This is a genomic window from Massilia consociata (assembly GCF_042432755.1).
GTDB lineage: Bacteria > Pseudomonadota > Gammaproteobacteria > Burkholderiales > Burkholderiaceae_D > Telluria > Telluria consociata.
This window is the reverse complement of record NZ_JBHLWP010000009.1, coordinates 145,076-171,722: the sequence shown is the minus strand read 5'-3', so window position 1 is coordinate 171,722 and position 26,647 is coordinate 145,076. Positions and strand designations below refer to the sequence as shown.

The 26,647-nt window shown below is 67.4% G+C and carries 22 protein-coding genes; 7 read left to right on the top strand and 15 right to left on the bottom strand.

Annotation, left to right across the window (positions count from 1 at the left end):
- Positions 1 to 91: 91 nt before the first annotated feature.
- Genes ACFFJK_RS07800 through ACFFJK_RS07790 form a run of 3 tightly spaced genes read right to left on the bottom strand, consistent with a single transcriptional unit; the run spans position 92 to position 2,233 of the window.
- A complete protein-coding gene (locus ACFFJK_RS07800) occupies positions 92 to 763 on the bottom strand; it encodes a cation efflux transmembrane domain-containing protein (RefSeq protein WP_379678618.1) in 672 nt (223 codons plus the stop codon).
- A gap of 41 nt (positions 764 to 804) precedes the next feature.
- Complete coding sequence (gene dcd / locus ACFFJK_RS07795) at positions 805 to 1,371, bottom strand: dCTP deaminase (protein ID WP_036247129.1); 567 nt, start codon at positions 1,369 to 1,371, stop codon at positions 805 to 807.
- Between the two features lie 37 nt (positions 1,372 to 1,408).
- Positions 1,409 to 2,233 carry an alpha/beta fold hydrolase gene (locus tag ACFFJK_RS07790; RefSeq protein ID WP_379678617.1) on the bottom strand — a complete coding sequence of 275 codons (825 nt, stop codon included), beginning with the start codon at positions 2,231 to 2,233 and terminating at the stop codon, positions 1,409 to 1,411.
- A 214-nt stretch (positions 2,234 to 2,447) separates the two neighbouring features.
- Here ACFFJK_RS07790 and ACFFJK_RS07785 point away from each other — a divergent pair, with 214 nt between their 5' ends.
- Complete coding sequence (locus ACFFJK_RS07785; RefSeq protein WP_379678616.1) at positions 2,448 to 3,131, top strand: response regulator transcription factor; 684 nt, start codon at positions 2,448 to 2,450, stop codon at positions 3,129 to 3,131.
- 1 nt (position 3,132) lies between these two features.
- Complete coding sequence (locus ACFFJK_RS07780; protein WP_379678615.1) at positions 3,133 to 4,506, top strand: sensor histidine kinase; 1,374 nt, start codon at positions 3,133 to 3,135, stop codon at positions 4,504 to 4,506.
- Positions 4,507 to 4,518: 12 nt separating this feature from the next.
- On the opposite strand, the gene ACFFJK_RS07775 is transcribed toward ACFFJK_RS07780, so the two are convergent.
- The 9 genes from ACFFJK_RS07775 to ACFFJK_RS07735 form a co-directional block, all read right to left on the bottom strand.
- Complete coding sequence (locus ACFFJK_RS07775) at positions 4,519 to 6,921, bottom strand: DNA internalization-related competence protein ComEC/Rec2 (RefSeq protein WP_379678994.1); 2,403 nt, start codon at positions 6,919 to 6,921, stop codon at positions 4,519 to 4,521.
- Between the two features lie 57 nt (positions 6,922 to 6,978).
- Positions 6,979 to 7,950: a T6SS immunity protein Tli4 family protein gene (locus tag ACFFJK_RS07770; RefSeq protein WP_379678614.1), complete on the bottom strand. Its 972-nt coding sequence runs from the start codon at positions 7,948 to 7,950 to the stop codon at positions 6,979 to 6,981.
- A 267-nt stretch (positions 7,951 to 8,217) separates the two neighbouring features.
- Positions 8,218 to 9,876, bottom strand: a complete 1,659-nt coding sequence (locus ACFFJK_RS07765) for a T6SS immunity protein Tli4 family protein (protein WP_379678613.1) — start codon at positions 9,874 to 9,876, stop codon at positions 8,218 to 8,220.
- A 53-nt stretch (positions 9,877 to 9,929) separates the two neighbouring features.
- Positions 9,930 to 11,636, bottom strand: coding sequence for a Tle4 family T6SS lipase effector (locus ACFFJK_RS07760; protein WP_379678612.1), 1,707 nt, complete (start codon positions 11,634 to 11,636; stop codon positions 9,930 to 9,932).
- The gene (locus ACFFJK_RS07755) at positions 11,633 to 14,464 is read right to left on the bottom strand and encodes a type VI secretion system Vgr family protein (protein ID WP_379678611.1); all 2,832 of its coding nucleotides are present in this window, start codon (positions 14,462 to 14,464) and stop codon (positions 11,633 to 11,635) included. Before ACFFJK_RS07755 ends, ACFFJK_RS07760 begins: the two co-directional genes overlap by 4 nt.
- A gap of 199 nt (positions 14,465 to 14,663) precedes the next feature.
- Positions 14,664 to 15,506 carry a TatD family hydrolase gene (locus ACFFJK_RS07750; protein WP_379678610.1) on the bottom strand — a complete coding sequence of 281 codons (843 nt, stop codon included), beginning with the start codon at positions 15,504 to 15,506 and terminating at the stop codon, positions 14,664 to 14,666.
- 3 nt (positions 15,507 to 15,509) lie between these two features.
- On the bottom strand, positions 15,510 to 16,244 hold the full coding sequence (gene lolD, locus ACFFJK_RS07745; protein ID WP_379678609.1) for a lipoprotein-releasing ABC transporter ATP-binding protein LolD: 735 nt from the start codon (positions 16,242 to 16,244) through the stop codon (positions 15,510 to 15,512).
- Complete coding sequence (locus ACFFJK_RS07740) at positions 16,237 to 17,502, bottom strand: lipoprotein-releasing ABC transporter permease subunit (RefSeq protein ID WP_379678608.1); 1,266 nt, start codon at positions 17,500 to 17,502, stop codon at positions 16,237 to 16,239. Before ACFFJK_RS07740 ends, lolD begins: the two co-directional genes overlap by 8 nt.
- A 105-nt stretch (positions 17,503 to 17,607) precedes the next feature.
- On the bottom strand, positions 17,608 to 18,909 hold the full coding sequence (locus ACFFJK_RS07735) for a lipoprotein-releasing ABC transporter permease subunit (protein WP_379678607.1): 1,302 nt from the start codon (positions 18,907 to 18,909) through the stop codon (positions 17,608 to 17,610).
- 165 nt (positions 18,910 to 19,074) lie between these two features.
- Here ACFFJK_RS07735 and ACFFJK_RS07730 point away from each other — a divergent pair, with 165 nt between their 5' ends.
- Together ACFFJK_RS07730 and recJ are read left to right on the top strand one after the other, a co-directional pair.
- On the top strand, positions 19,075 to 20,103 hold the full coding sequence (locus ACFFJK_RS07730) for a hypothetical protein (protein WP_379678606.1): 1,029 nt from the start codon (positions 19,075 to 19,077) through the stop codon (positions 20,101 to 20,103).
- An 8-nt stretch (positions 20,104 to 20,111) separates the two neighbouring features.
- The gene (gene recJ, locus ACFFJK_RS07725) at positions 20,112 to 21,839 is read left to right on the top strand and encodes a single-stranded-DNA-specific exonuclease RecJ (RefSeq protein WP_379678605.1); all 1,728 of its coding nucleotides are present in this window, start codon (positions 20,112 to 20,114) and stop codon (positions 21,837 to 21,839) included.
- Between the two features lie 109 nt (positions 21,840 to 21,948).
- On the opposite strand, the gene ACFFJK_RS07720 is transcribed toward recJ, so the two are convergent.
- Positions 21,949 to 22,425, bottom strand: coding sequence for a YybH family protein (locus ACFFJK_RS07720; protein ID WP_379678604.1), 477 nt, complete (start codon positions 22,423 to 22,425; stop codon positions 21,949 to 21,951).
- Between the two features lie 128 nt (positions 22,426 to 22,553).
- Between ACFFJK_RS07720 and ACFFJK_RS07715 the strand changes: the two genes are divergently transcribed.
- From ACFFJK_RS07715 to ACFFJK_RS07705, 3 genes are read left to right on the top strand one after another with little or no spacing between them, the layout of a single operon-like run.
- Entirely contained in the window at positions 22,554 to 22,991 is a 438-nt protein-coding gene (locus ACFFJK_RS07715; RefSeq protein WP_379678603.1) for an MbcA/ParS/Xre antitoxin family protein, read from the top strand.
- Positions 22,992 to 22,993: 2 nt separating this feature from the next.
- The gene (locus ACFFJK_RS07710; RefSeq protein ID WP_379678602.1) at positions 22,994 to 23,677 is read left to right on the top strand and encodes an RES family NAD+ phosphorylase; all 684 of its coding nucleotides are present in this window, start codon (positions 22,994 to 22,996) and stop codon (positions 23,675 to 23,677) included.
- Positions 23,678 to 23,701: 24 nt separating this feature from the next.
- Positions 23,702 to 24,022, top strand: coding sequence for a DUF2288 domain-containing protein (locus tag ACFFJK_RS07705; protein WP_379678601.1), 321 nt, complete (start codon positions 23,702 to 23,704; stop codon positions 24,020 to 24,022).
- 157 nt (positions 24,023 to 24,179) lie between these two features.
- Here the strand turns inward: ACFFJK_RS07705 and ACFFJK_RS07700 are convergent, their stop codons facing one another.
- Positions 24,180 to 24,569 carry a tetratricopeptide repeat protein gene (locus tag ACFFJK_RS07700; protein WP_379678600.1) on the bottom strand — a complete coding sequence of 130 codons (390 nt, stop codon included), beginning with the start codon at positions 24,567 to 24,569 and terminating at the stop codon, positions 24,180 to 24,182.
- Positions 24,566 to 26,587 (bottom strand): bifunctional 2',3'-cyclic-nucleotide 2'-phosphodiesterase/3'-nucleotidase, encoded by a 2,022-nt coding sequence (locus tag ACFFJK_RS07695; protein ID WP_379678599.1) that lies wholly within the window; start codon positions 26,585 to 26,587, stop codon positions 24,566 to 24,568. The genes ACFFJK_RS07700 and ACFFJK_RS07695 overlap by 4 nt, the downstream gene beginning before the upstream one ends.
- Positions 26,588 to 26,647: the final 60 nt, after the last annotated feature.

Genomic DNA, 26,647 nt, shown 5'->3' with positions numbered 1-26,647 from the left:
CCAGGTAAGACTTGGGTTCCCGCAAAGGCGGGAACCCAATTTCCCTACGCAGCCACTACCCTGTCAAGCCGACCGAAGCGGGAGCATCTCCCTACCGGCGCTTCAACTCCACCGGCGCGGCAAGCGCCGCCTCCGCCTCCCGCAACTCCCGCCGCGCATGCGTGATCACGCTATGCGCCGCCGACAAACCCAGCAAGCCCATCACGGTCGCCACCAGCAGGTCCGGCAGCCCACTGCCCGTCTGGAACACCCCGAACGCCGCCAGCATCACCGCCACGTTGCCGATCGCATCGTTGCGGGTGCACAGCCACACCGAGCGCATGTTGGCATCGCCGTTACGGTAGGAGAACAACAGGACGGCGACCAGGCAGTTGGCCGCCAGTGCGAGGAAACCGATGAGGCCCATGGTGTGCGCTTGCGGCACCGTGCCGCTGCGCAGGTGCCACAGGGCCGTGCCGAGCACGAAGATGCCGTAGCCGCCCATGGTCGCGCCTTTTACCAGGGCGGTGCGCGAACGCCACACGGGCGCCAGGGCCAGCACGAACAGGGAAATGCCGTAATTGGCCGCGTCGCCGAGGAAGTCGACCGCGTCGGCCAGCAGCGAGACCGAACCCGCGGCCCAGCCGCCGACGATCTCCACGAAAAACATCAGCGCGTTGACCCACAACGCGATCCAGAGGATGCGCCGGTAGCGGGGATCGACCGGCGGCTTCGCTGGCGAGCAGCCGCCACTGCAGCAATCAGACATGGTCGAAAAGCCCATCGATATGATTCATTTTCGACAGGCTATCATGAAAAAATGAATCAGGTCTTCGGCAAGGTGACGCCGTGCTGGCCCTGGTACTTGCCGCCGCGATCCTTGTAGGACGTCTCGCAGACTTCGTCGGATTCGAAGAAAAGCACCTGGGCGCAGCCCTCGCCGGCGTAGATCTTGGCCGGCAGCGGCGTGGTGTTCGAGAACTCCAGCGTCACGTAGCCTTCCCACTCCGGTTCGAACGGGGTGACGTTGACGATGATGCCGCAGCGCGCGTAGGTCGACTTGCCCAGGCAAACGGTCAGCACGTTGCGCGGGATGCGGAAGTATTCGATGGTGCGGGCCAGCGCGAACGAGTTCGGCGGGATGATGCAGACGTCGCTTTTCACGTCCACGAAGGAATTCGAGTCGAAGTTCTTCGGGTCGACGATGGTGCTGTTGATGTTCGTGAACACCTTGAACTCGTCGGCGCAGCGGATATCGTAGCCGTATGACGAGGTGCCCCACGAAATGACCCGGCGGCCGTCCGACTCGCGCACCTGGCGCGGCTCGAAGGGTTCGATCATCCCGGTCTCTTCCGCCATGCGGCGGATCCATTTGTCGCTCTTGATAGCCATTATCGCCATTCCAAAAAATCAATCCCGCGATTTTACGCTAAATGGCGGCCTCCGGCACCGCCCGGACGGTCTCCGGCAAGAGGCGCTGGACCATCTGGTGCGTCAGGTGGGCGGTGGTCTCGGGCTTCTCGAGCGGATACAGGTGCCCGCCTTCGATCATGACCAGGTTCCCGCCCACCAGCTTGCGGGTGGCGTCGAGTCCGGCCTGGCGCAGCTCTTCGGAGGTCGTCCCGGCAATGAAGCCGATCGGCAGCGGATACGGCTCGCGCAGGATGCTGCCCATGTGGTGCGGCAAGGTATTGTAGATCCGGGTTTCGACATCGCGGTCGAAGCGCAGCTGCACGCCGTCCGGATGCGGCTTCAAGCCGTGGTCGAGGTAATCGTCGAGCGCGCCGGGCGCCCAGGCCTGGAACATCGGCTTCGAGATGAAATGCTGGTAAGCCGCGGCGCGGTCCGGCCAGACGTTGCGTCGCCGCTCGGAGAACCTGGCCGGCGAAAAGCGCGAGGCCCAGCCGCGCATCTTGGCCAGCTTCCACGCAAAGGCGCGCCAGCCCGCCACCACCGGCGAATCGAGCATCACCACGCAGCGCGCCAGTTCGGGCCGCTCCTTGGCGGCCATCATGCTCAGCATGCCGCCGAGCGAGTGGCCGACCAGGATCGGCGGCCGGTCGTAATGCTCGAGGTGGTGGATCAGCTCGTCCACCAGGCCGTGCCAGCCGTCCCCCACCGGAAAGCGCGGATCGTGCCCGTACATGTCGTGCGCGCGCACCTCGTAATGGGTGCCGAGGGCCTGGAACAGGCGGCTATAGGTGCCGGCGGGATAACTGTTCCCGTGGGAGAAATGCAGCAGGGGTTTGCTCATGGGCGAACTGGCTTCATTGACAACAGCGGACCATTGTAATGAAAGACCCCGCCGGGACACTGTAACGCGGCCCTTGTTTAGAGGGAAACGCCTACACCGGGGCAGCGCCGGTGCGCCCTGGCGGCGCGGCGCCTCGCCCGCCGCAGGCGTAAATTCGGGTAAATATTCTTCCTTTATAACAACTATTCCGGCGCCGGTTTGCTATCCTGCCTGCATGAACCATGTCCTCTTGATTGACGACGACGTCGAGCTCGTCGCCATGTTTTCCGAATACCTCGAACGGGAAGGCTTTCGCGTCACCTGCGTCCATAACGGCCGGGACGGCGCCCGCGCCGCCCTGAGCGGCGAACATGCGATCGCCATCCTCGACGTCATGATGCCGGGCACGAGCGGGATCGAGGCCCTGCGCCTGATCCGCGCCGGCAGCCGCATCCCGGTCCTGATGCTGACGGCGCGCGGCGACGACGCCGACCGCATCCTCGGCCTCGAACTGGGCGCCGACGACTACGTCGCCAAGCCCTGCACCCCGCGCGAACTGACGGCGCGCGTGCGCGCGATCCTGCGCCGCACCCAAGCCCCGCTGGAGGCCGGCCCCACCGTCATCACGGTGGGCAAGCTCGCCATGTATCCGGAACAGCGCCGCGCGACCTGGGACGGCCGGCCGGTCGAGCTGACCAGTACCGAATTCAACCTGCTCGAAGTCCTGGCGCGCAACGCCGGCCGCCCGGTCAGCAAGAACGAACTGTCGGAGCAGGGCCTGGGGCGCGCCCTCGCCCGCTTCGACCGCAACATCGACGTGCACCTGAGCAGCCTGCGCCACAAGCTCGGCCTGCTCGCGGACGGCCGCTCCTGCCTGCAGACGATCTACCGGCAGGGCTACCAGCTGATCCGGGACTAGCATGGGCCGCCTGTTCTGGAAGTTCTTCCTGTGCATCCTGCTGGCCCAGGTCGCCGCCACCATCGGCATCGGCGGCGCCTTCTGGCTGCGCGACCAGGCGCGCAGCAAGGCGGCCGAACTCGATACCGGCGCACCGGCCTTCATCGCCCTCGACGCCACGGCGGCCGTGCTGAAACACGGCGGCATGCCGGCGCTGCGCGCCATGCTCGGCGAGATGCAGCGGCCGCAGGTGTTCGTGCTCGACGCCGGCCGGCGCGAGCTGCTGGGGCGTGCCGTCCCCTCCGACCTGCTGGCGCAGGTCGAGCGCCAGCTCGCCGGCGACGCGCCGCAGCGCGGCATCCGCCGGCTCGCGGGTCCGGACGGCGCCCACTACGTGGCCTTCGTCCAGCGCAGCGCGCGCGGGCTGCGAGGCGCACCGGGCGCCCTGCCCGGCTTGAGCGCCCGGGCAGAAGCGCCGCCCGGTCCGGGGCCCGGCCGTGGCCGCCGTGTCGAGCCGGCCGCGGCCATCGCCGCCGCCACCCTGGCCAGCCTGCTCTTTGCCGCCCTGCTGGCCTGGTACTTCTCGCGCCCGATCCGGGCGCTGCGCAGCGCCTTCGAAGCCGCCGCGGCGGGCGACCTGGCGCCGCGCTTTGGCGACGGCGGCGGCGACGAGCTGCGCGGCCTGGGGCGCGACTTCGACCGCATGAGCGCACAGCTGCGCGCCCTGATGGACGGCCAGCGCCGCCTGCTGCACGACGTGTCGCATGAGCTGCGCTCGCCGCTGGCGCGGCTGCAGGCCGCCGTCGGCCTGGCGCACCAGCAGCCGGAAAAAATAGCCTCTTCGCTCGACCGCATCGAACGCGAGAGCATGCGCATGGACAAGCTGGTCGGCGGCCTGCTGACGCTGTCGCGGCTGGAAGCCTCGCCGGGCATCGCCCGCCGCGAACAGATCGACCTGACCGAAATGGTGGACGAGATCGTGGCGGACGCCCGCTTCGAGGCCGGGCCGGATGCGCCGCGCCTGGACGTGGAGGCGCCCGGCGCCATCGTGGTGCAGGGCGACCCGGACCTGCTGTGGAGCGCCCTCGAGAACGTGGTGCGCAACGCGATCCGCCACGGCGGCGAGGGCGGCACCGTCATGGTCGCGCTGGGCCGCCACGCCGGGCAGGCCCAGGTCCAGGTGCTGGACCGCGGCCCCGGCATCGCGGCGCAGGACCTGGCCTGCGTGTTCCAGCCCTTCTTCCGCGCCACCCCGTGCAAGGCCGGCGTCGACGGACACGGCCTGGGCCTGGCGATCGCGCAGCGGGTCGTGCTGGCGCACGGCGGCGCGATCGAGGCGGCCAACCGCGAGGACGGCGGCCTGCGGGTGACGATCAGCCTGCCGCTGCAGCATTGACAGGCTTGACGCTCATCGGTCGTGCCAGTAACGGCGGCGCTGGCTGCGGTATTCGCCGATGCCGAGATCGTGGCCGGAACCTTGCGCGAACTGCAGCGTGACCGCGCCCGAGACGTCGGTACGGATGCGCCGGATGCCGAGCCCGCCGTAGCGCTCGTACACCTCCGCCTTCGGATGGCGGTAGCGGTTGCGGTGTCCCACCTGGAAGATGCCGACCCGTGGCCCGACGGCGGCCAGGAAGGCGGCGGTCGAGGACGTCCCGCTGCCGTGGTGCGGCGCGAGCAGCACGTCCGCGCGCAACTGCTGCGGCGCGCGCTGCAGGAGCTGGCTTTCCTGCGCCGCCTCGATGTCGGCCGCCAGCAGGATCGCCCCGCCAGCCGCGCTTACGCGCAGGACGCAGCTGCGCGCATTCGCCTTCAGACCCGGATCCGCATAGCTTTCCACGGCCGGGCCGAGCATGTCGAAGCGCACGCCGTCCCAGGTCCAGGCCTGGCCCGCAGCGCAGCGGGTGTGCCGCGCGGCCGCGCGCACCACAGGATGGCCGGGCGCCAGCGACGACTGCACCGCGGCGACGCCGACGCCGCCCAACAGGGTTCGGGCGCCGCCCGCATGGTCGGTGTCGCTGTGGGAAACCACCAGGGTGTCCAGCTTCCCGATGCCCCGGCCGCGCAAGTAGGGCAGGAGGATCCTGCCCGCCGCATCCGCGCCCGGCCCGAACTGCGGCCCGGCATCGTACAGCAGGCGGTGGCGGTGGGTCTCGACCAGCAGCGCCATCCCCTGCCCCACGTCGAAGGCGGTCACCGTGAAGGCGCCGTGCACCGGATTGGTCGGCAGCTGGGCCAGCATCGGCGCCCAGGCCGCGAGCCCGGTCCAGCGGTGCGGCCAGCCGCGCGGTGCCAGCATCCAGGCGGTACCCGCCAGCGCCAGTGCGAAGACCCAGGCCTGCGGCGCCGGCGCCTGCCAGATCGCCAGCGGTCCCGCCGCCAGCCACGCCAGGGCGCCGGCCAGCAGGTCGATGGCGACGTGCGCCAGCCCCAGCACCCATCCCGCCAGCGGCGCCGGCAGCAGCGCGCCCACCAGGGCCAGCGGCGTGACGAACAGGCTGATGACGGGGATCGCAACCGCATTGGCGAGCGGACTGACCAGCGAGACCTGGGCGAACAGGAACATCGTCAGCGGCACCAGGCCGATCGTTACGGCATACTGGGTGCGCGCCGCCAGCGCCAGGTTGAGCCGCCACCCCTGGCCCGCCTGGACGCGGCCGAGGTTCGCATACAGGATCACGGCCACCGCGCCGAACGACAGCCAGAAGCCCGCCCCCAGCACCGCCCACGGATCGAGCACGACGACGACGATCAGGGCCAGGCACAGTAGGTGCGACAGCGTCACCACCCGCCCGCACCACAGGCCGAGCGCCACCGCGGCCAGCATGTAGAAGGTGCGCTGGGCGGGCACGCCGAAGCCGGCCAGCAGCACGTACAGCAGCGCGACGCCCGCGCCCGCGAGCGCCGCCGCCTTCTGCGCCGGCAGGTGCAGCGGCAGCGCCGCGCCGGCGACGAAGAACGAACGCCGCCACAGCCACGAGATGGCCCACGCACCCAGGCTGGCGACCATGGTGACGTGCAGCCCGGAGATCGACACGAGGTGGCCGATGCCGGTGCGGTTGAACACGTCCCAGTCGGACTGCGCGATGCCGCGCTGGTCGCCGATCACCAGTGCCACGATCACGCCGGCGTAGGGCTTGCCCTCGAGCTCGTGCAGGATGTGGCGGCGCAAGGCAGCGCGGGCGCGCTCGACGATATTCCCGGGGCGCGGCACGAACGCATCCAGGCGCTGGTTGCGCGCGCCGGCGGGCCGCACGTAGCCGGTGGCGCGCACGCCCTGCTCCAGCAGCCAGGCTTCATAATCGAACCCGTACGGGTTGGCGTTGCCGTGCGGGCGCTGCAGGCGTACCACGAGCTGCCAGCGCTCGCCCGGTTCCACCGGCGAGTCGGCGCCCGGCGCCGCCGGCGGGCCATACCACGACAGGGCGATGCGCGGCGGCACCGATGCCCCAGGCGTGAGCACCCGCTCGACACGGAAGTGAAAACGCGCGCCGCCATCGAATGCATGCGGCAGGCTGGCGACGGTGCCGACGACGGTAAGGTCACGTCCTTCGTGCTCGCGCGGCAGCGCGTCCGCGAGCGACAGCTGGGCCACGAACGTCGCCCAGGCGGCGCCGAGGACCGCGCCTGCGAACAGCAGCGCCAGGCGATGGCACGGATGGCGCAGCGTGCGCAGTTGCGGCAGGTAGGCCCCCAGGACCAGGCCAAGCGGCGCAGCGGCCGCCAGCCCCAGCCAGGTCCATGCCGGCAGTTCGCCGCGCGTCTGGAGCCAGCAGACGCCGGCAAGAAACGCAAGCACGGCCTGGCGCAACTCGAACATGTGCGGCCATCGCGTATCGGGTAGATGGTCCACGGACCGGCCCGGGCATCAGGCTGCGCCGGCTGCCAGGGCGGCTCCCGTCACGTCCGCGGGGCGCAGGCGAATGCTTCCGACGATACCTTCCCAGAGCGCGGTCATCCCGCTTTCGGACAGGCTCGATTCCACCGGATCGGCGTCGTCGTCCGGTCCGACCCCGGCCTCCAGCGCCAGCGTGAGCAAGGGCGCACAGGTGTCGTCCAGCGTGCCCGCGGCTTGCCAGTGGAACGAAAAACCGGTCGTCCCGTTCGGCTCCTGCACGCGCATGGCCAGCTCTTCTCCCGGCAAGCCGTTCACGGCGCGCCGGCGCTCGCGCAAGGTCGTGAATGCGTGGCGCACGGCAAGCGGCTCGCGTTGGGCCGCGCGCGCGTGGCGTTCCAGCAGGCCAGGCCTGGATGGCATTCCCGCCACGGAGGACAGCACGATGCGCACGTCGGGATGCGCCGGCAAGCCGGCAACCATCGCCACGCTTTCCGTCGTGGCGTTGCCGTACGGGTCCAGGACGATGGCACGGCCGAGGCAACATCCGGATTCCCGGGGCACTTCGTCCTCGTCGAGCGGGCGCAAGCGCCCGAACAAACGCAGCAGTTCGTCGCCGCGTTCGGGCGCCTGCATGTGCGCCTCCGCCGCAATGCTTACATGGGGCAAGCGCAGCATGCCGCGCACGCTGACATCCTCGGCTTCGGTGAGCCGGCCATCGACGAAGGCCTTGCCACGCTGGCGGTTATAGACCAGCACTTTCCCTTGCGCCGAGTCGAGCGACAAGGCCTTTTCCCATTCCAGGCTGGGACGGCCCTGCTCGTCCTGGGCAGCGGCGACCTGCGCCTCCATCCTGGCCAGGCGAAGCGCGAATTGCTCATCGGATTCCGGCATGCACGCAAGCTCGAAGCCGGCGACCAGGCCCCCGTGCAGGGTAACGGCGGCGTCGGCAGGAAGGTCGATCAGGAATCGCCCGACGCATAGTGTCTTCATCCGATCGGTCATCTGGGCCACCATTGTCCAGTCATATCTCGTCGCCACTGTATTTATTAAAGCCAAAACGGCATCATCGCACAGCCGGCTAATTCCCTCAAAGCAAGATTTTGCGTACCTTCATCATGTGTTTTTTTCACGCTACGCCCGCGGTCTGCGCGACTGCAAATCACGCATCAAGCATAGCAGCCAGCACTGGTCCAGCCTCGTGTGCAGGCCCGGTGCGCAATGTGCCCGAACCTGCGCGCTGTCCAATACGGTCCTGGTTCATGAGCCCATCTAAGCGCTCGAGGAACCATATCCCGGAGGCTCCGCGGCATGGCCGCCCGGCTGTTCGCCGGCCGGTGCATGCCGCACCAGTTGCCAAGCACTGCGCCGGTGTATGTATTCCGGGTGCGTGCTCCCGCGACCCGACATCGGGGTCCGGAACGTTGCTGCCGGAAGCAAGCTGCCTGCGGCGAACCAGCGAGTGCCGTCAAGTGCATGACTGTCCTCGCATCGCCACCAGCCGCTGGCGGGACATGCGGTACCCGTCTTCGCAACGCTGCCAAGCGGCGCTTCCGACAATCCATAAGGGACTGTGCCGGCTGGAACGCTCGAACTTTCCGTCAGCGACACCGCATTGGCGAGCATGGGGGGCTGGGGCAGGCGCGCACTGCTGCGTTTGTCGACCAGCTTCCAGATGGTCGGGTTCCGGCTTTCGTAGCTTGGCTGCACGCCTCGCAGGCGTTGCCACAGAGTTTGAGGCGGCATGAGCAAGGCTTGAGGCATACGCTGGCCCGCCTTGAGGAACTGCCGTTGGCCGCCGAAGACGCCGACGCCATCGCCACCGTCCCCGCATTGCCACCAACCGGAATGGGGACATACTTCGCCCGCCAGCGCGTTCGTTCCCAGGGCAGCGGCGATGACCTCCCGTTCCACAACCGGAGCGTCCGCGGTAGGCCGGAGACGAACGCTGTTGGCGATGCGCTCCCAGAGTTCGATCAGCGCTTCTTCGGAAAGACTGGACTGAACCGGTTTGCCGCCACTTTGCGGGTTTGTCCCCGCGTCGAGTTCGAGCGTGAGCAGTGGCGCGTACACGTCATCGTGCTTCCCCGGCATTTCCCACTGAAAGGAATAGCCAGTAGTAAGATTCGGCTCCCGCACCCTCAAGGCCAACTCTTCCCCCTGCAGGCCGTTGATGCTGCGTTGCCGTTCCCGCAGTGTCGTGAAGGCCAGCTTCATGTAGAACGGTTCGCGCTCCGCCGCACTCGCGTGCCGCTCGAGCAGCCCCGGTCCTGGTATGGTGCCGGCCATCGACGAGAGAACGATGTTGACATCCGGGTGACCGGGCAAGCCGGCGAACAGAACGACATGTTCCGTTCCCAGGTGCTCATAGGGATCACGCAGCATTGCATGGCCGATGCAGAATCCTTTTTCCCGGGGCACCTCGCCAGCGGCAAGCGGGCTGATACGCGACAAGATGCGCTCGATGTCGTCAACCTGCTCAGGCGCGATCCAGTCGACATCGGCAGTAATGCTCAGTCCCGGAAAACGAAGCAGGCTGCGGACGCTGACGTCTTCGCTGAAGGTCATGCGATCCCCGTCCGGCACTTTGGTTTTCCTGCGGTTGTGGACCAGTGTCTTTCCGCGTGCAGCGCCGATGGCGAGGACCTTCGCCGACTCGAGATTCGGCCGCCCGTCCCGGGTACGGCCTTGTGCAAATTTCGTTTCAGTCTCGCTGAGGCGGGCAGAGAATTCGGCATCAGTCTCGTCAATACTGCTCGACAGATCGAAACCGCCAACGAAGCCACGCTTGATATTCACCTGCGCGTCGACAGGAAGGTCGATAAGAAAGCGCCCTACGCACACGGTCTTCATCTTGTCGGTCATTTGCGCCACCTTTTGCCTGTCCTGGATGGTCTGTACTGAATTGGCGAACAGGGACACCAGCGTCATCGCTACCGCCATTACCCCCGCAATCCATCGCACTGGCCGGCCGCCAAGCCACTTCATCGGATATCCTGAACGATCTTGACTATGAGATGCCGTGTCAGCAGGATCATGTCAGGGTGCTGATAGCTGTCCTGATGGCGGAATCCTCCAGCCGAAAATACTTGCCGGACATGCGGTTCAGGGCCTGCTCCCGATTGAACTGGCACAGTTTCATCACCATACCCATCCTGTGGCCATATCGTGAAGCGCAGGCGCAACCCTTTCTCAATATCGACCTCACGTGCTCCGTCAGCCCCGACGGCAGAAAGCGTTGCTGAGCGAACATTCGCACGCGTGAGCGGGGCGGGACTATGGCGATCTTCGCGGGCTACCCATTGGATTTTTTCATAAGTCTTCAATGATCGGTCAGTTCCATGGTACGAGTACGTATTGGGGTGATAATACGGCTGCCCCTTATTGGCACCATGACCACCTACCGCCAATATTTCTCGATGAAAGCGTTCTGCTTCATCAATAGCGTTCAGAATAGGCTTATATACGCCATCTTTTTGTTTCACGAATTGCTTCGCTGGATCGGCAAGGCTTGGGTCGATCATGCGATACCACGACTGCATATCGCGATAGAAGTCGTAAGGATTGCCGTCCGGGAGCGCCAGCAGGTCGCGGACTTCGTCCTGGCGATTCACCTGCCTGACGGTTTTAATCGTCAGCCACGGCCGTGGATACAAATGATTGGGCAATAACTGCAAGACTCCACTGGACAATGCCATGACGGGAGTCGTTTCGGCACTGGTATCACCAGCGATCTCCGCAAACTTTTGAGCCTTCACATTGTCACCGACGTGGTTGGTGAAATTGCCGCCTTCGGTCCCGCAAGCAATGCGGCGGTAGGCTACGGGCGCGCCAAGCGCCGGCATAACGCCGTGAACGATGCCTGCAATATCGGGGGCACTGCCGTCTCCAGGCGGACTGAGCTTCGCGCAGGCGCGCGCGACCAATCCGCCCATCGAATGGGTCACCAGAATGACATGGCGACATACATGCTTGCGCTCCGTCCAGAATGCCTTGATCTGGTCGATCCGCTGCCGAAGGCGTTTGGCGGATTCTTCGCAGGACTCCAGCCAGTTGTATCCGAAAGCATAGACCGGATACTGGTAGCCAGCGAATTTTTCGAGCTCAGCTTCGGTTATCCGCGCAATGCTCCGCACGCCCCAACGGGCAGGGTCGAAATGCATGACGCGGCGCCAATACGGTCGAATCTCTTGTGCGCCCTGGGGTGAGCGCCAGTAGGTCTTATCCAGGTGACGCTGTAATTCACTGAGCAGTTTTCCATAGGATCCGGCATGCACTTCTCCCCAGCCGCGCTCCCGCACCACTGCCTCGTCAATGACATAAGCAGGATATTCCATGTCGCCGCCAGGATCGACTTCAAGCTTCCGGGCGTCGAGAATGAGCTGTCGCTGAGGAGGTTTGCGAGCCGCCCATTTGCGGGCTTCACGGTAACCTTCCAACATACCGTTTGGCGGGCGCCACGCAGCTTCGCCGGGTTTCAGCACATCTCCTTCTTTGGCGGACTGGTCCGGTCGGACGCGCAAATTGGAGCCCATGACACCGGGGATGAAAATAACCGGAATAACCTTGCGCGACCCGACCGTGACGCGGGCGCGCACCTTGAACGAAGTCGGCGTGGCAACCGTATGCGCCACCAGGCTGCCGTCACGATCGACTGTAGGCTGGTGGATGGGGCGGGTCGGCTCGCTCATGCCTGACCCGCACCAGGAGGATCGGTGTCGTCGTCGGGCAGCAGGCGTATCTCGATATCGCCCAATGCGTAGGTATGGAGGATCTCGGTGCGCCCCTCTTCGTCGGTCACGCCCTGGATCGTGGTGCCGTCCTCGTGGCGCGCGATGTAGCGGCGCCCTTTGGCGGGCATGCCGGTCTGGCGGTCGAGAACGACGATGCGCTCGTCGGTCTCCAGCTCGGTACTCGGAAGGTCCAGCCCCACCGGCGCTCCGGCGGCGCCCGGCACGTGCTCGATGGTCGCGGCACGGACGATATGGCGCTGGTTGCTCTGATGGGTGATGGTCCCCGCGTCCCAGTTGGTCTGGGCGCCTTGCGCCACCACCTTGACCGATGGCGCGTCCAGTTCGATACCGCCAGCCGCGATCAGGCTGATGCGGCCGGACGACTTGATCTCGACATCACCCTGGTGGGTCTGGACCACCACGTTGCCGCGTCCGGCGATCAGGCGCAGCCCGAGCTCGTAGGCGAACAGGCTCAGGGCGCGGGACGCGCGCAGGAACAGGCTGCGCCCTGCCGACACTTCGGCGTCGCCGGCCGACACGACATCGACTTTCTGCTGTGCGCCGATGGCGATGCTGTCTTCGCTGCCGAGGACGATGCCGGCCGGCCCCGTCGCTGCGACCAGCGGCGCGCCGCCGTCGCCGGCGCCTGGTTCCATGTTGGAACCGGCATGCCAGCGCCGCAGCTTTTCGTTCAGGGCGGCCAGGCGCGGCTTGGCCTGTTCCTCCTCGCCATGGTCGGCCGCGAGCCGACCCAGCTCCTCCAGCACGCCCTGCATCAGCTCGGCAATCCCGACCAGCCCTTCGCGCTCCAACTGCCCCGCCGCTTCGTTGTCCTTGCCGCCTGCGCTGATCAGGACGCCCTTCCCACCGCGCAGCGCCACCGCCTCGTCGCTGCGCAGTTCCGCGCCCTCGCCGCGCGGCGCACCCTTGCCGTTCACGCGCGACTGGCTGAGCCAGCCGAGGTTCAGTGCCGAAGCGCCGTGCTCGCTGGCGAGCTGCACCCCGATCTCGCGCGGCGTGTCGTCGAACATCAGCTGCCCTGCACGGCCTGAGCCGACTTCGCGGCTGCGCAGGCCCGACAGGTAGCGGTTGCCTGGCAGTTCGCCTTCTCCGCCGAGTGCCGGCGGCTGCGCCTGCTGGTTGTAGAGCTGGGAGAGGATCACCGGCCGGTCCGGGTCCCCGCCCAGGAAAGCCACCAGGACCTCGGTGCCGACGCGCGGCAGGCCGAGCGTGCCGCACTGCTGGCGGCTGCCCGGGCCGTTGCCGGCCCAGTTCGACGACACCCGCACCCACGCCGAATCGGCCGGCGTGTCCGACGCCCCGGCGCCGTGCGCATGCTTGTGGTCGGCGCCCCGCATGCCCGGGAAGCGGATCTTCACCCGTCCCAGCGCGTCGCAATGCACCTCTTCGCCCGGCGGGCCGGTGACGATGGCACTCTGCAGCTGCGGATGCGGCAGGTCGAGGCGCGGGTCGAAGGCGGGCACCAGGGGGATACCGCGGCGGACGGCGTCGAAGCGCATCCGCACGCGCACGCCGTCGCCGCCCACCGGATGCTCGTTCGGCGCCAGCATGGCGCGCTCCGGGCCATAGGGCCCCATCAGGCGGCGGACCCTGGCCGACAGGTCGGCCGGCAGGTTGTTCTCGGCTTCCAGCCAGAGCGCGGTGACGACGAAATCGCGCTCGGCGGCGGGATGGTTGTCGATTTCGGGGTGCCCGGCGAGGGTGAAGTATTCGCCGGCGCACAGGTCGCGCACGCTGCCTTCGCCGTGGAAGCACTTGGTGTCGAATTCGTGGCGGTTCATGCGTACCTGGCCGAGGCGCCAGTGGTCCTCGACGTCGTTGCCGGCGTGCGGCATCTCGACCAGGTAGTCGTCCAGCGTGGCCGCCAGCGCATTGCCGCTGCGGCCCTGGTCGGCCATGCTGCGCGCGGTGGTGGTCATGAACTGGGCGCCCAGCGGATTGCGGTAGTCCCAGCTGTGGCGCGTGATGCTACCCGGCTGCAGGCGGCGCGCGGCGCACCAGGACACGATGGTGTCGCGCTCCTCGGTGGCGTGGTCGCGGTGGTAGCGCACGGTGCCGGCGGCGCTGGCCGGCAGCGAGGCCGGGTCGGAAAACAGCACGATGGTGTGGCTGGGGGTGTCGTCCGGCTCGCCCTCGGCCGCCCCGGCACGGGCGCGTCCCGGGCGGAAGGTCCAGGCGATGCCGCGCCGCTTGAGCAGGCGGCGAACGAAAGCGGCGTCGGACTCGTTGTACTGCATGGTCTGTTCGCGCGGCGGGAACTGGCGCATGTCGAACAGCGGGTCGAGCTCGTAGTCGAAGGCGCTGGCCATGACGCTGTTGGAGTGGCGCCACTCGTCGAACAGCACCTGCACGATCTCGAGCTCGTTCTGGTAGCGGAAGACGCGGCTGTTGACGCGCTTTTCCATGACGGCGAGCGCGTCGCGCAGCACCAGTTGGTAGACGGCCAGGCCGCCGTCGTGGTCGCCGGCGCGCGCTTCGGCGACGATGCCGCAGATGGCGCGCAGGTGGCCGCGGTCGGTGACCATCTGCAGTTCGGCCGGCAGTGCGATGAGTTCCTTGAGCGGCAGGCGCGGCGTGTCCGCCACGCAGGTGACGACGTACTCGAAGCCGCCGCACACCGATTCGTGTCCCTGGACGCGCTGGGGCAGCAGCAGTTCGTCCGCGAGGTGGTCCGCATGGCCGAGCCGGAGCCTGATCGGCCGGTGGGCGGTCGTCAGCGATTTCTCGTGCCGCAGCATCCGCAGGAATTCGCTCGCGCTATCCAAGTGCCTCTCCCTTTTCTCGTGGCTGCGCCCGCAGCGAAGAGTGCATATTGGCAGAACAGCCGAGCAGAAGCCTTGTCGTGCCTCATCGCTACAAACGAACTAAACCTTATAGCCACGGTCGCGGGCACCCGCATGCCGGACGCATGCTACCTTGCGGCTCGGCTGCCGCTACTTTGCTACTTGACTGTTTGGCCAGTGTCTAGCCAGCGGTGCCGCCGGCGGGATGCGGGCGTCCCGCCATGCACGCCGGATGGCGCGCCAGCCGGGGAATCGCCGCCAGCGAGTTGCGCAGGACGGCGTCGCGCACCGCGTCCACCGCGATCCCGCGCAGCCCGGCCAGCGCGGCGCCGATCGCGGGAAGCTGGTCGGGCGTGTTGCGGCCCGGGTGGATCCAGCTCGGGGCGATGTCCGGCGAATCGGTCTCGAGGACCAGCGCCTCGAGGGGCAGCTGGGTGGCCAGGCGCCGGATCTGGAGCGCGCGCGTGAAGGTCATGGCGCCGCCGAAGCCCAGGTGCAGGCCCAGGTCGATGAAGTTCTGCGCCTGCTGGAAGCTGCCGTTGAAGGCGTGGGCGATGCCGCCCGACGGGCGGATCTGGCGCAGGTGCTTGAGCACCTGGTCCTGCGAGCGCCGCACGTGCAGCATGACCGGCAGTCCGAAGTCACGCGCGATGCGCAGCTGCTCGCGCAGGAAGCGCTCCTGCTTCTCAACCATGTCCGGCTCGCACAGCATGGGAATGAAGAAGTCCAGCCCGATCTCGCCGATGCCCACGAAGTTCGGATCGTCCAGCGCCGCTTCCACGGCGGCGCGCAGCACGGCCAGGTCTTCGTCCCGCGCCTGCGGTATGCAGATCGGGTGGATGCCGAGCGCATAGGTGACGTTGGGTGCGGCCGCCGCCAGTTCGGCGACAGCCCCGAAGTTGCCCCGTTCGACCGCCATCGCCACGATCGCCGACACCCCGGCCTGCGCGGCTTCGGCCGCCACGTCGAGCGACCCGGCGCCGAATTCGTGGGCGTCGAGGTGGCAGTGGGTGTCGATCCACATGGGTCAGGCCTCCGCCGGCCGCAGGCCGTGCTCGGTGAGGCGCAGCACGCGGTCGCAGCGGCGCGCGAGCTCCATGTCGTGGGTGACGATGACGAAGGCGGTGCCCAGCGTGCGCGACAGCTCCAGCATCAGGTCGAAGATGGTCTGCGCCGTGCTGTGGTCGAGGTTCCCGGTCGGCTCGTCGGCCAGCACGCAGGCCGGCTGGGTCACCAGCGCGCGCGCCAGGGCCACGCGCTGGCGCTCGCCGCCGGACAGTTCGCCCGGACGGTGCACGACGCGCTTGCCCAGGCCCACGCGCCCCAGGATCGCCTCGGCCTTCTGCAGCGCCGCCTCGCGCTTCTCGCGCCGGATCATCAGGGGCATCATGACGTTGTCGAGGGCGGAGAATTCGGGCAGCAGGTGGTGGAACTGGTACACGAAGCCGAGCGAGGAGTTGCGCAGCTCGCCGCGGCGCGTCTCGGACAGGGCGGCGAAGTCTTCGTCCAGCAGGGTCACGGAACCGGTGGACGGCGTGTCCAGCCCGCCCAGCAGGTGCAGCAGCGTCGACTTGCCGGAGCCCGAGGCGCCGACGATGGCGACGCGCTCGCCCCGGTGGATGGCGAAATCGATGCCGTCCAGGACCTGCACGGTGTAGTCGCCCTGCTTGAAGGTCTTGCCCAGGCCGCGGCAGGACAGGACCGGCGCGCCGCCGTCGTTCACACTTGGGTTCATTGCATTATTCCGCTTTACATCATTCATACCGCAGGGCCTCCGCCGGTTTCACGCGCGAGGCCGCCCAGCTCGGGTAGAGGGTCGCCGCAAACGCCAGCAGCACGGACACGCCGCCGATCTTGAACACGTCCGGCCAGCGCAGGTCGGACGGCACGGCGCTGATCAGGTAGATATCTTTCGACAACAACTGCACTCCCAACAAACCTTCGATAAACGGGACGATCACATCGATGTTCAGGGCCACCGCCACCCCGCCGCCCACGCCCAGCAACGTGCCGAGCACGCCCACCAGCGCGCCCTGGACCATGAAGATCTTCATGATCGACGGCGGCGACGCGCCCAGGGTGCGCAGGATGGCGATGTCGGCCTGCTTGTCGGTCACGGTCATCACCAGCGTGGACACCAGGTTGAAGGCCGCCACCGCGATGATCAGGGTGAGGATGATGAACATCATCTTCTTTTCGGTCTGCACGGCGGCGAACCAGTTCGCGTTCAGCTTCGACCAGTCGCGCATGGTGAGATTACCCGGCATCGACTTCTGCAGCTCGGCGGCCACCTGCGGCGCCTCGTACATGTCGGCGATGCGCAGGCGCAGGCCCATGGGCGCGTCCAGCCGCTCCATGCGCTGTGCATCCTCGATGTGCACGAACGACAGGGCCGCGTCGAAATCGAAGTGGCCGGCCTCGAAGATGCCCACCACCCTGAAGCTGCGCGAGCGCGGCAGCAGGCCCGCCGGCGTCACCTGTCCTTGGGCCAGCAGCATCGTGACCTTGTCGCCGATGCCGACGTTGAGCGAGCGCGCCAGGGCATAGCCGAGCACGATGTTGAAGGAGCCGGGCTGCAGGGCGTCGAAACTGCCCAGCCGGACCTGCCGGGCGACGTCCGACACCTCGTGCTCCTCGCCGGGCAGCACGCCGCGGATGACGGAGGGGCGCATGACGCCCTGGCCGACCAGCATGCCCTGGGTCTCGACGAAGGGAGCCGCGCCGCGCACGGCCGGGTTGCGCGCGGCCGCCTTCCCGGCGTCGCGCCAGTCCGGCATGCTGCCGCGCGGGTCGAACACCTCGATGTGGGCCAGCACCGACAGCATGCGGTCGGTGACCTCCTTCTGGAAACCGTTCATCACCGACAGCACGATGATCAGGGCCGCCACGCCCAGTGCGATGCCCGACACGGAGATCAGGGAAATGAAGGAAATGAAGCTGTTGCGGCCGCTGCGTTTGCCGGCGCGCGTGTAGCGCAGGCCAACCAGCCACTCATACGGCAAATTCTGGATGATGCTCATGGTCTCCGTCGGGCGAATTCAGGGCCGCAGTGTGCCATACAAAGCTCATCCGTGGCGGGGATTGTCACAATTGAATCGACCCGTGCCATTTTCATATTGTGCCGCTTATTCATAGCGCAGCGCCTCGGCCGGCTTCACCCGCGAGGCCGACCAGCTCGGGTAGAGGGTGGCGACAAAGGATAGCAGCACGGCCACGCCGCCGATCCAGCCGACGTCGCCCCAGCGCAGCTCGGAAGGAATTTCGCTGATCAGGTACACCTCCTCCGACAGGAACTGCACGCCGAAGCTGCGTTCCATGAAGGGGATGATGACGTCGATGTTCAGGGCCACCAGCACGCCCAACAGCACCCCGAGCGCCGCCCCCAGCAGGCCCACCAGGGTGCCCTGCACCATGAAGATCTTCATGATCGAGCGCGGCGAGGCGCCGATCGTGCGCAGGATGGCGATGTCGGCCTGCTTGTCGCGCACCGTCATCACCAGGGTCGAGACCAGGTTGAAGGCGGCCACCGCGACGATCATGGTCAGGATGATGAACATCATCCGCTTCTGCGACTGCACGGCCGCGAACCACACAGCGTTGACCTTCGACCAGTCGCGCACGAACAGCTCGCCCGTCATGCCCTGCTGGAGCTCGGCCGCCACGCGCGGGGCCTGGTGCATGTCGCCCAGGCGCAGGCGCAGGCCGCTCGGGGCCTGCATGCCGGTCAGCTGCTGGGCGTCGTCAATGCTGGTAAACGCCAGCGAGGAGTCGAACTCGAAATGGCCCGCCTCGAAGATGCCGGCCACGGTCAGGGGACGGGTACGCGGCATCGTATTGGCGACGGCGCCCGCATCCGCTCCCGCCGCGGCGTCCTGGCCCGGCACCCCGCCAGAGGCCATCAGCAGGGTGATGCGGTCGCCCACGGCGACGTCGAGCGACTTCGCCAGCGCGCGCCCGATCACGATGTTGTAGCTGCCCGGCTGCAGCGCGTCGAAGCGCCCTTCGCGCATCTGCTTGCCCACATCCGATACCTTCGCTTCCTGCTCCGGGGCGACCCCGCGCAGCAGCACCGGCTTCATCACGCCGTCGCTCAGCAGCATGGCCTGGGTTTCCACGAACGGCGCGGCGGCGCGCACTTCCGGATGCCGCAAGGCCTCCGCGCTCGCGCTGCGCCAGCCGGGCATCTCGCCGCGCACGTCGAACACCTCCACATGGGCCAGCACCGACAGCATGCGTGCCGTGACTTCCTTCTGGAAGCCGTTCATCACCGACAGCACCACGATCAGGGCGGCCACGCCGAGGGCGATCCCTGCCACCGACGCCATCGAAATGAAGGAAATGAAGCTGTTGCGTCCGCTGCGCTTGCCCGCGCGCGTGTAGCGCAGGCCGACCTGCCATTCATAGGGCAGCTTGTGGGTGATGCTCATGAATTCCTGTGTATAGCTGTCTATCGCTATTATTAGTTTGCCAACCCAACAGTTTGCCAGACATCGGCGCTTTGTGTCGCAAAACCTGCGTCCGCATGTGCCGGATGCGGGACGGTGGTGGCGCACGACCGTTCGCGCACCCGGTATTTGCCCTAAAATGATGGGATGTCACACATTACGCTCGTCCTGCCCTACCTGCTCCCGCTCCCCGAATTCGCGCCCGACCTGGTGCGCGCCCTGCAGACCCCGGCACTGGCCTCGCTGCTGTCGCGCACGGGCGCGCACGAACGCGCCCCGACGCCCGACAACGGCCGTGCCTTGCCACATGAACAATGGCTGGCGCGCGAACTCGGCCTCGCCGCGGACGGCCGGCCGGCCTTTGCCGCCGCCGCGATGCGCGGTTTCGGCCTCGACCCGGCGGACGGCACCTGGTTCATCGTCAACCCGTCGCATGTCCAGATCGCGCGCAGCCACTCGATGATGGCCGACCTGCGCCACCTGGACCTGTCCGGCGAAGACAGCCGCGCCCTGTACGAGGCCGCCCGCCAACTGTGCGACGAGATCGGCCATCCGCTCCTGTATGGCGACGCCCAGACCTGGTTCCTGCGCGCCGGCGACTGGGCCGGCATCGACACCGCCACCCCCGACACGGTCGTGGGGATGGACCTGACCGACTTCGTGCCGCGCGGGAAGCAGGCCCTGCCCTACCGCAGGCTGCAGAACGAGGTGCAGATGGCGTGGCATACCCACCCGGTGAACGCCGCGCGCGAAGCACGCCGCCAGCCGGCCGTGAATGCATTCTGGCTATGGGGCGCCGCCTCCGGCGCCGACAAGCGCGCCACCCGGCGCATCGCCGGCATCGAGGTGCCGGGCTGGATTTCCGGCCTGTCCGACCAAACCTACGCTTCGCTCGACGAACTGGACGGGCTGGATGGCCTGCTCGGCCAGGACGGAACCGTCATCGTCGGCAGCCTGGCCGAGTCGGCGATCGCCGCCGACTGGGGCAGCTGGATGATGCGCGTGCAGCACCTGGAACAGCAACTGTTCGCGCCGCTGCACGCGGCGCTGGTGCAAGGCCGCGTGAAACAGCTGCGCCTGGTCCTGAGCAGCCGCGAAGACCTTGCCGAATTCACCACGAGCGCCATGGCGCAGCGCAAGTTCTGGCGCCGGCCGACCCTGGAACGACTCGCTTGAGTCACAACGTGAGTAACACTTTGAGCATCACTACCCGCACCACGACGCGTATCACCACGCGCCCCTGCCCATTCCGCACCTCCGAGCTGCTGCGCCAGGGCGGGGTCCATCCTGTGCTCGCGCGCATCTACGCCGCGCGCGGCCTGACCGACCCGCGCGAGCTCTCGAGCGAACTGGCCGCCCTGGTGCCGCCGAGCGCCCTGCGCCACATCGACGCGGCCGCCGTGTTCCTGGCCGATGCCATCGCAGCCGGCAAGAAAATGACCATCGTCGCCGACTACGACTGCGACGGCGCCACCGCCTGCGCGGTCGCCCTGCGCGGCCTGCGCATGATGGGCGCCCGGGTCGACTACATCGTGCCGAACCGCTTCGAGTACGGCTACGGCCTGACGCCCGAGATCGTCGAACTGACGGCGCGGGAAAAAGCGCCGGACATCATCATCACGGTCGACAACGGCATCGCCAGCATCGACGGCGTGCTCGAGGCGAACCGCCGCGGCATCGAAGTGGTCGTCACCGACCACCACCTGCCGGGCGACGCGCTGCCGCCGGCGCGCGTGATCGTCAACCCGAACCAGCCCGAGTGCGGCTTCCCGAGCAAGCACCTGGCCGGGGTGGGCGTGGTGTTCTACGTGCTGCTGGCGCTGCGCGCCGAGTTGCGCAAGCGCGGGGTGTTCGACGCCCAGTCGCAACCCAAGCTGGACAGCCTGCTCGACCTGGTCGCCCTGGGCACCGTGGCCGACGTGGTGCGGCTGGACTGCAACAACCGCATCCTGGTGGCGCAGGGCCTCAAGCGCATGCGCGCGGGCCGCATGCATGCCGGGGTGGCGGCGCTGTTCCGGGTGGCGGGCCGCGAAGCGCGCTGCGCGTCGCCGTTCGACCTCGGCTTCGCGGTCGGGCCGCGCCTGAACGCCGCCGGCCGGCTGGAAGACATGTCGCTCGGGATCGAATGCCTTGTCACCGACGACCCGGGCCGGGCCTGGGCGATTGCCCAGCAGCTCAACGAGATCAACCTCAAGCGCCGCGAGATCGAGGCCGAGATGCAGGACACCGCCCTGCTGCACCTGGACAGCTTCGAACCCTCGGGCAGCAGCACGATCGCCGTGTTCGACGACGGCTGGCACCAGGGCGTGATCGGCATCGTGGCCTCGCGCCTGAAGGAAAAGTTCTTCCGGCCGACGATCACCTTCGCGCCTGCCGGCGACGGCTGGATCAAGGGGTCGGGCCGCTCGATTCCGGGCTTTCACCTGCGCGACGCGCTCGACCTGGTGTCCAAGCGCGTGCCGGGGCTGATCGACAAGTTCGGCGGCCACGCGATGGCGGCCGGCCTGACGATCCGCGCCGACCATTTCACCACCTTCTGCGAGGCCTTCGAGGCCGTGGGGCGCGCCTGGCTGACCGAGGCGCAGCTGGAGCGCATCGTCGAGACCGACGGGCCGCTCGAGGACGAGTTCTACTCGACCCAGTTCATCGAAACCATGGACGAGCAGGTCTGGGGCCAGGGCTTCGCCCCGCCGGTGTTCTGCGACGAGTTCCGCGTGGTAAGCCAGCGCATCCTGAAGGAGCGGCACCTCAAGCTGCTGCTGGAGAAGAACGGGCGGCGCTACGACGCGATCTGGTTCGGGCATACCGACAGCCTGCCGGAGCGCGCGCGCGTCGCGTTCCGGCTCGATGCCAACGAATACAACGGCGTCACCAAGGTCCAGCTGCTGGTCGAGCACGCCGAGCCGGCGTAGATACAAGGGTGGTCGGCTGCGCCGACCGCGCGTTCAGATCGCACATGAATGCACGCGACCGGTTCGTGGAACGAGTTGTTGAATACGGCAGGCCTGGCCGCTCCCTGGCTCACTTCGTCGGCTGCGGCGGGGCGAAATCCGACCCGCGGTCGAACACCACTTCCCACTGCCCCGGCGCCTTCAGGCGCCAGACCGAATTGAAGCGGCCGATGCGCTGTCCCGCGGCGTTGTAGATCGGCCCGCCGCTGTAGGCCAGCGTGCCCGACGCCACCACCTCCACCTCGTCCGGCTCCCACGAGCACGGCGCCTGCGGCTTGTCGTAGTACTGGCGCCAGCCCCTGGCGATCGCCGCCTTGCCGCGCAGCTTGCCACCGTCGGACAGGAAGATCGCCTCCTCCGCCAGGAAGCGGGTGAAGCCCTCGAAATCCCGTGCCTTCATGGTTGCGGCGAAAGCCCGCTCGGATGCCATGACCTGCCGCCTGAGCTCGCTGTTGCCGTCGCGCGCACTGGCGCCCGTGGTGGCGGTGCCGCCCAGTGCCGCCAGCAACAGGCAGGCAGAAAGAAGAGAAAGCGAACGCAGGCGCATCGAAGACCTCTCCTAGACCTTTCTAAATGGCAATGATAATAATTCTGTCATGGGCGCTTTCTCTTGACAACCGGTAGTTGCAGGGACTCCGGAATTGGAGTATAAAGAGTCCATTGATGGAGGACACCATGAGTCTAGCCTACTCCTACCCCAAGAGCCGATTCGAACCCGCGGTTCTGGTCGACCTGAATTCCCGCGCCGAGCGCGAGCGCCTGTCGCGCTCGGCGCTGATGGGCTTCTTCAAGCTCGCGGCTGCCTGGCAGGTACGCGACGACGATGCGCGCGAACTGCTCGGCGGCATGTCGTCGTCGTCCTACTACGACTGGAAGAAAAACCCGGACCGGGTACTGGAGGTGGACCGCATCACGCGCATCTCCTACCTGCTCGGCATCTACAAGGCCCTGCACATCCTGTACGGCGACAAGCTCGCCGACGAATGGGTGCACCTGCCCAACACCAACCTGATCTTCGGCGGCCGCACACCGCTCGCCTACATGCTGGGCGGCGGCCTGATTGCCATGCAGACGGTCCGCAAGCTGCTCGATGCGCGCCGCGGAGGCCTCTGATCTTGCACGTAGTTCATAAACTCACCCAGTTGCGCCAGAACGACACCTGCCGCCTGATCCCGTCGCGCTTCGCCGACGTCGAGGATTCCGTGCTCGCCCCGCTGGCAGACAGCGACGCCGTCCTGCGCGACCTGTTCGACCTCGACAACGCCACCAACGAGCGCCTGCGTGGCGAGTCCGGCCTGCTGCCCGGCATCGGGATGGACGAACTGGTGTTCGGCGTGCCGAACTTTCGCATCATCAACGCCGCCTTCACCTATGCCCGGCCGGAAGGCAGCCGCTTCAACGACGGCGAACGCGGCGCCTGGTACTGCGCCTTCGCGCCCGAGACGGCCCTGGCGGAAGTGATCTTCCACAAGACCGTCGAGTATGCGGAAATCCAGCGCTTCGACGACAGCGTCACCTACCAGTCGCTGCTGGCGGACTTCAGCGCCGCGTTCCACGACCTGCGCGGCATCGAGGCGTACAAGGACTGCCTCGACCCGGACAGCTACGTCGCTTCGCAGGCCCTGGCCGCCGAACTCCTGGAACGTAACTCGATGGGCATCATCTACCCGAGCGTGCGGCATCCCGGCGGCACCTGCATCGCCTGCTTCCGCCCCGCACTCGTGGGCAATGTGCGCAAGGACAAGACCTATCGGTTAACATGGGCGGGCTCGCCGCAACCGGCGGTCGAGATCCTTTGAAGATGTAAAGCGGAAGCAAAGCGTATGAAGACGAATCCAGAAAAAGACACCGAACTGCACGACAAGATCAACCGCGAGACCGGCCGCATCAAATGGAGCGAGCTGGACCGCCACTTCGCGAGCGGCTCGGTGATCTACGTGAGCGAGGAACTGGACCTGATCGACGTCGCCCTGCGCATTGCGCACGACGACAAGGCCAGCGTGGCGAAGTGGATGGCGGCGGGAACGGTGGCCAAGGTCAGCGACGTGCAGGCGCAGACCTGGCTTGCATCGGATGCGACGCTGTGGGCGTCGGTGGTGAGTCCGTTCGTGCTGGTGCAGCCGGAAAAGAAGCGGCTGCATTGATCACGTCTGCGTCTGTTCGGCGAACCTGGGTTCCGGCCTTCGCCGGAACGACGTTGATGATCATTCGATGCGTCGAGCCGCTGCGGCGTCGCCCCGGCCTGTAGCCCAAGACCGTCGCTCCTGCGCAGGCGGGAGCCCAATTCCTGCAGGCGTACCGCTAACGCTTGCCTTCCCCCCGGTGCGTCAACGCATGCGCCGCACGGCGCATGTATTGCGCCGCCTTTTGCGGATCCTTTTCCAGCATGCCCAGCTGCTGCCAGGCCTCCGGATAATCCAGCTCGGCCGCCGCTTCCAGCCAGGTGCGCGCGGCCGCCTCGTCGCGCGGCACGCCATCCCCGTCCAGCAGCATGTTCGCCAGCATGAACATCGCTTCCGGCATGCCGCGCGCGGCCGCCACGCCCAGCCAGTGCGCCGCCAGGCCGGCGTCGCCGCCGTTCTTGTGGCTCAGGCCGCGCCGGTACGCGACATCGGCCTCGTCCCCGTGCTGGGCGGCGACCGGCTGGGCGAGCATGAATGCGGCCAGGACCGCTGCCAGGACCCGCTTCATTTCGACAGGTCCACCGCGTACAGCGCCGTCCCCTTGCCGCGCCCGTCGTCGGCCGCCAGCTGGGTGACGTTGTACAGGCCCGCCTCGTGCGCCAGTCCGGCTAGCCCAGGGGCCGAATGGAACACCACCGGCCCGGCCGTCGCCACCCTTGCGAAGCGCCAGCTGCGCGCCGACCCGTTGGCCGCGCGGGTGAGCCTGGCGCCGCGCACGTAGCCGATCAGGATGTCGCGGTTGTTGTCGGGCGAGGCGATGACGGTGCGGCTGCCGTCCAGCGCCGGGAAGTTGCCCCCGCCGCCGGCGCGGTAGTTGTTGGTCGCCACCAGGAATTCCTGCTGCGCCGCCACCGGCTTGCCGCGCCACGCCAGGTTGCGGATACGCTCGCCCGGTGCGCGCGTCACGTCGATCTCGTACGACACCTCGGGCGAGGTGATGGTGTCGAAGTTATAGCTCGGCACCGCCGGATTGACCAGCGCCTGCGCTTCGGTCTTGCGCGGATCGATCGTATTGAAGCGCTGCGCCGCCTTCTCCAGCCAGGCCTTGAGCTGGGCGCCGTCCACCTTCACCGCGTGCAACGCATTCGGGTACAGGTAGAGGTCGGCCGCATTGTTCAGCGCCAGGTCGCCCGGCTGCACGTCCGTGAAGTCGCCGGGGCCGGCCATGCCGCTCTTGAACGGGGCCGATACCGACAGCACCGGCAGGTGCCGGTACTGCGGCAGGTTGGCGGCAACGTATTTCGCCACGTAATCCGCCTGCGCCTGGTTCACCACCTGGATCGCCGACACGTCGCCCACGTCGGCGAAATAGCTCGACATGCGAAAGTCGGTGGAACCCACCGGCGTCTGCACGTAGCGGATCGTCGCCTCGTGCTCTTCCCGCACCAGGTCCAGCACGGCCGGGTCGGCGTCGACGAATGCCTTATCGCCCGTCTGGGCCGCCCGTGCCTGGACGACGGTCTTGTCCTGCTCGACCATCCAGCGCTTGCCGTCGTGTTTCAGGTGCAGCTGGATGACGCCCAGGTGCTTGCCCCACAAATTGGCCATCACGGTCGGCACGCCGTGCACCAGGCCCTTCGCCTTGTCCACGCCCGGCAGGTTGAATTGCGGGACGGTGCTGGCCGCATTCGGGAACAACTGGTGCGAGTGCCCCAGCAGCATCGCGTCGATGCCCGGGACCTGCGCCAGGTGCCAGCTGGCGTTTTCCATCGAAGGCGTGTAGGGACTGGTATCGAGGCCGCCGTGTGAGATCGCGACAACCAGGTCGGCGCCCTTGCGGCGCATCTCCGGCACGTACTTGAGCGCCGCCTCGCGCACGCCCTCGGTGTAGACGCGGCCTTCCAGGTGGCGCTTGTCCCACGACATGATCGTCGGCGGGGTAAAGCCGATGATGCCGACCCGTACCAGGGCCGTCACCGGCTTGCCGGCGGCGTCCAGCGCGCTCACCTGCTTGTCGATGATCGTATACGGGTTGAACAGCGGCTTCTTCGTCTTCGCGCTGTACACGTTGGCCAGCACCAGCGGGAAGGCCGGACCGGCGCAGCGCCTGGGCTGCTCGACGCCAGCCACCTGCAAGCGGCTGCCGGTCACCTGGCTCAGGAAAGCCAGGCCGTAGTTGAACTCGTGGTTGCCCACCGCCGCGCCGTCGTAGCGCAGGTGGTTCATGATCTTGTAGATGCCCAGGGTCTGGTCGCAGCGCAGCGGCTTGACCTGCGCCTGGTAGTCGGCCAGCGCGTTGCCCTGGATCGTGTCGCCGTTGTCGAGCAGGAGCGTGTTCGGGAATTCCTTGCGCGCCTGGGCAATGAGGGTCGCGGTGCGGTCCAGCCCGTGCGAGGGTTCGGGCACCAGCTTGTAGTAGTCGTAACCGACCACGTTCGCGTGCAGGTCGGTGGTTTCCAGCACGGCCAGCGTCGCGGTCGTGCCGGGCTGCGGCGCCTTGGCGGAAGGCTTGGCGCCGAGCGCCGAGGCGCTGACGAGCACGGGAGCGAGCGCGATGCAAATCTGGTAACGCAAATGAATGGCCATGGAGTGTACGGGTAGCGAAGCGGCAGTGGAATCGCGCGATGATACGGCAGCGCCATGCCG

Excerpts from the sequence above, each read along its gene's own strand:
- ACFFJK_RS07800 (WP_379678618.1), bottom strand. The coding sequence starts at position 763 with ATGGGCTTTTCGACCATGTCTGATTGCTGCAGTGGCGGCTGCTCGCCA.
- dcd (WP_036247129.1), bottom strand. The coding sequence starts at position 1,371 with ATGGCTATCAAGAGCGACAAATGGATCCGCCGCATGGCGGAAGAGACC.
- ACFFJK_RS07790 (WP_379678617.1), bottom strand. The coding sequence starts at position 2,233 with ATGAGCAAACCCCTGCTGCATTTCTCCCACGGGAACAGTTATCCCGCC.
- ACFFJK_RS07785 (WP_379678616.1), top strand. The coding sequence starts at position 2,448 with ATGAACCATGTCCTCTTGATTGACGACGACGTCGAGCTCGTCGCCATG.
- ACFFJK_RS07780 (WP_379678615.1), top strand. The coding sequence starts at position 3,133 with ATGGGCCGCCTGTTCTGGAAGTTCTTCCTGTGCATCCTGCTGGCCCAG.
- ACFFJK_RS07770 (WP_379678614.1), bottom strand. The coding sequence starts at position 7,950 with ATGACCGATCGGATGAAGACACTATGCGTCGGGCGATTCCTGATCGAC.
- ACFFJK_RS07765 (WP_379678613.1), bottom strand. The coding sequence starts at position 9,876 with ATGACGCTGGTGTCCCTGTTCGCCAATTCAGTACAGACCATCCAGGAC.
- ACFFJK_RS07760 (WP_379678612.1), bottom strand. The coding sequence starts at position 11,636 with ATGAGCGAGCCGACCCGCCCCATCCACCAGCCTACAGTCGATCGTGAC.
- ACFFJK_RS07750 (WP_379678610.1), bottom strand. The coding sequence starts at position 15,506 with ATGTGGATCGACACCCACTGCCACCTCGACGCCCACGAATTCGGCGCC.
- lolD (WP_379678609.1), bottom strand. The coding sequence starts at position 16,244 with ATGAATGATGTAAAGCGGAATAATGCAATGAACCCAAGTGTGAACGAC.
- ACFFJK_RS07740 (WP_379678608.1), bottom strand. The coding sequence starts at position 17,502 with ATGAGCATCATCCAGAATTTGCCGTATGAGTGGCTGGTTGGCCTGCGC.
- ACFFJK_RS07735 (WP_379678607.1), bottom strand. The coding sequence starts at position 18,909 with ATGAGCATCACCCACAAGCTGCCCTATGAATGGCAGGTCGGCCTGCGC.
- ACFFJK_RS07730 (WP_379678606.1), top strand. The coding sequence starts at position 19,075 with ATGTCACACATTACGCTCGTCCTGCCCTACCTGCTCCCGCTCCCCGAA.
- ACFFJK_RS07720 (WP_379678604.1), bottom strand. The coding sequence starts at position 22,425 with ATGCGCCTGCGTTCGCTTTCTCTTCTTTCTGCCTGCCTGTTGCTGGCG.
- ACFFJK_RS07715 (WP_379678603.1), top strand. The coding sequence starts at position 22,554 with ATGAGTCTAGCCTACTCCTACCCCAAGAGCCGATTCGAACCCGCGGTT.
- ACFFJK_RS07705 (WP_379678601.1), top strand. The coding sequence starts at position 23,702 with ATGAAGACGAATCCAGAAAAAGACACCGAACTGCACGACAAGATCAAC.
- ACFFJK_RS07700 (WP_379678600.1), bottom strand. The coding sequence starts at position 24,569 with ATGAAGCGGGTCCTGGCAGCGGTCCTGGCCGCATTCATGCTCGCCCAG.
- ACFFJK_RS07695 (WP_379678599.1), bottom strand. The coding sequence starts at position 26,587 with ATGGCCATTCATTTGCGTTACCAGATTTGCATCGCGCTCGCTCCCGTG.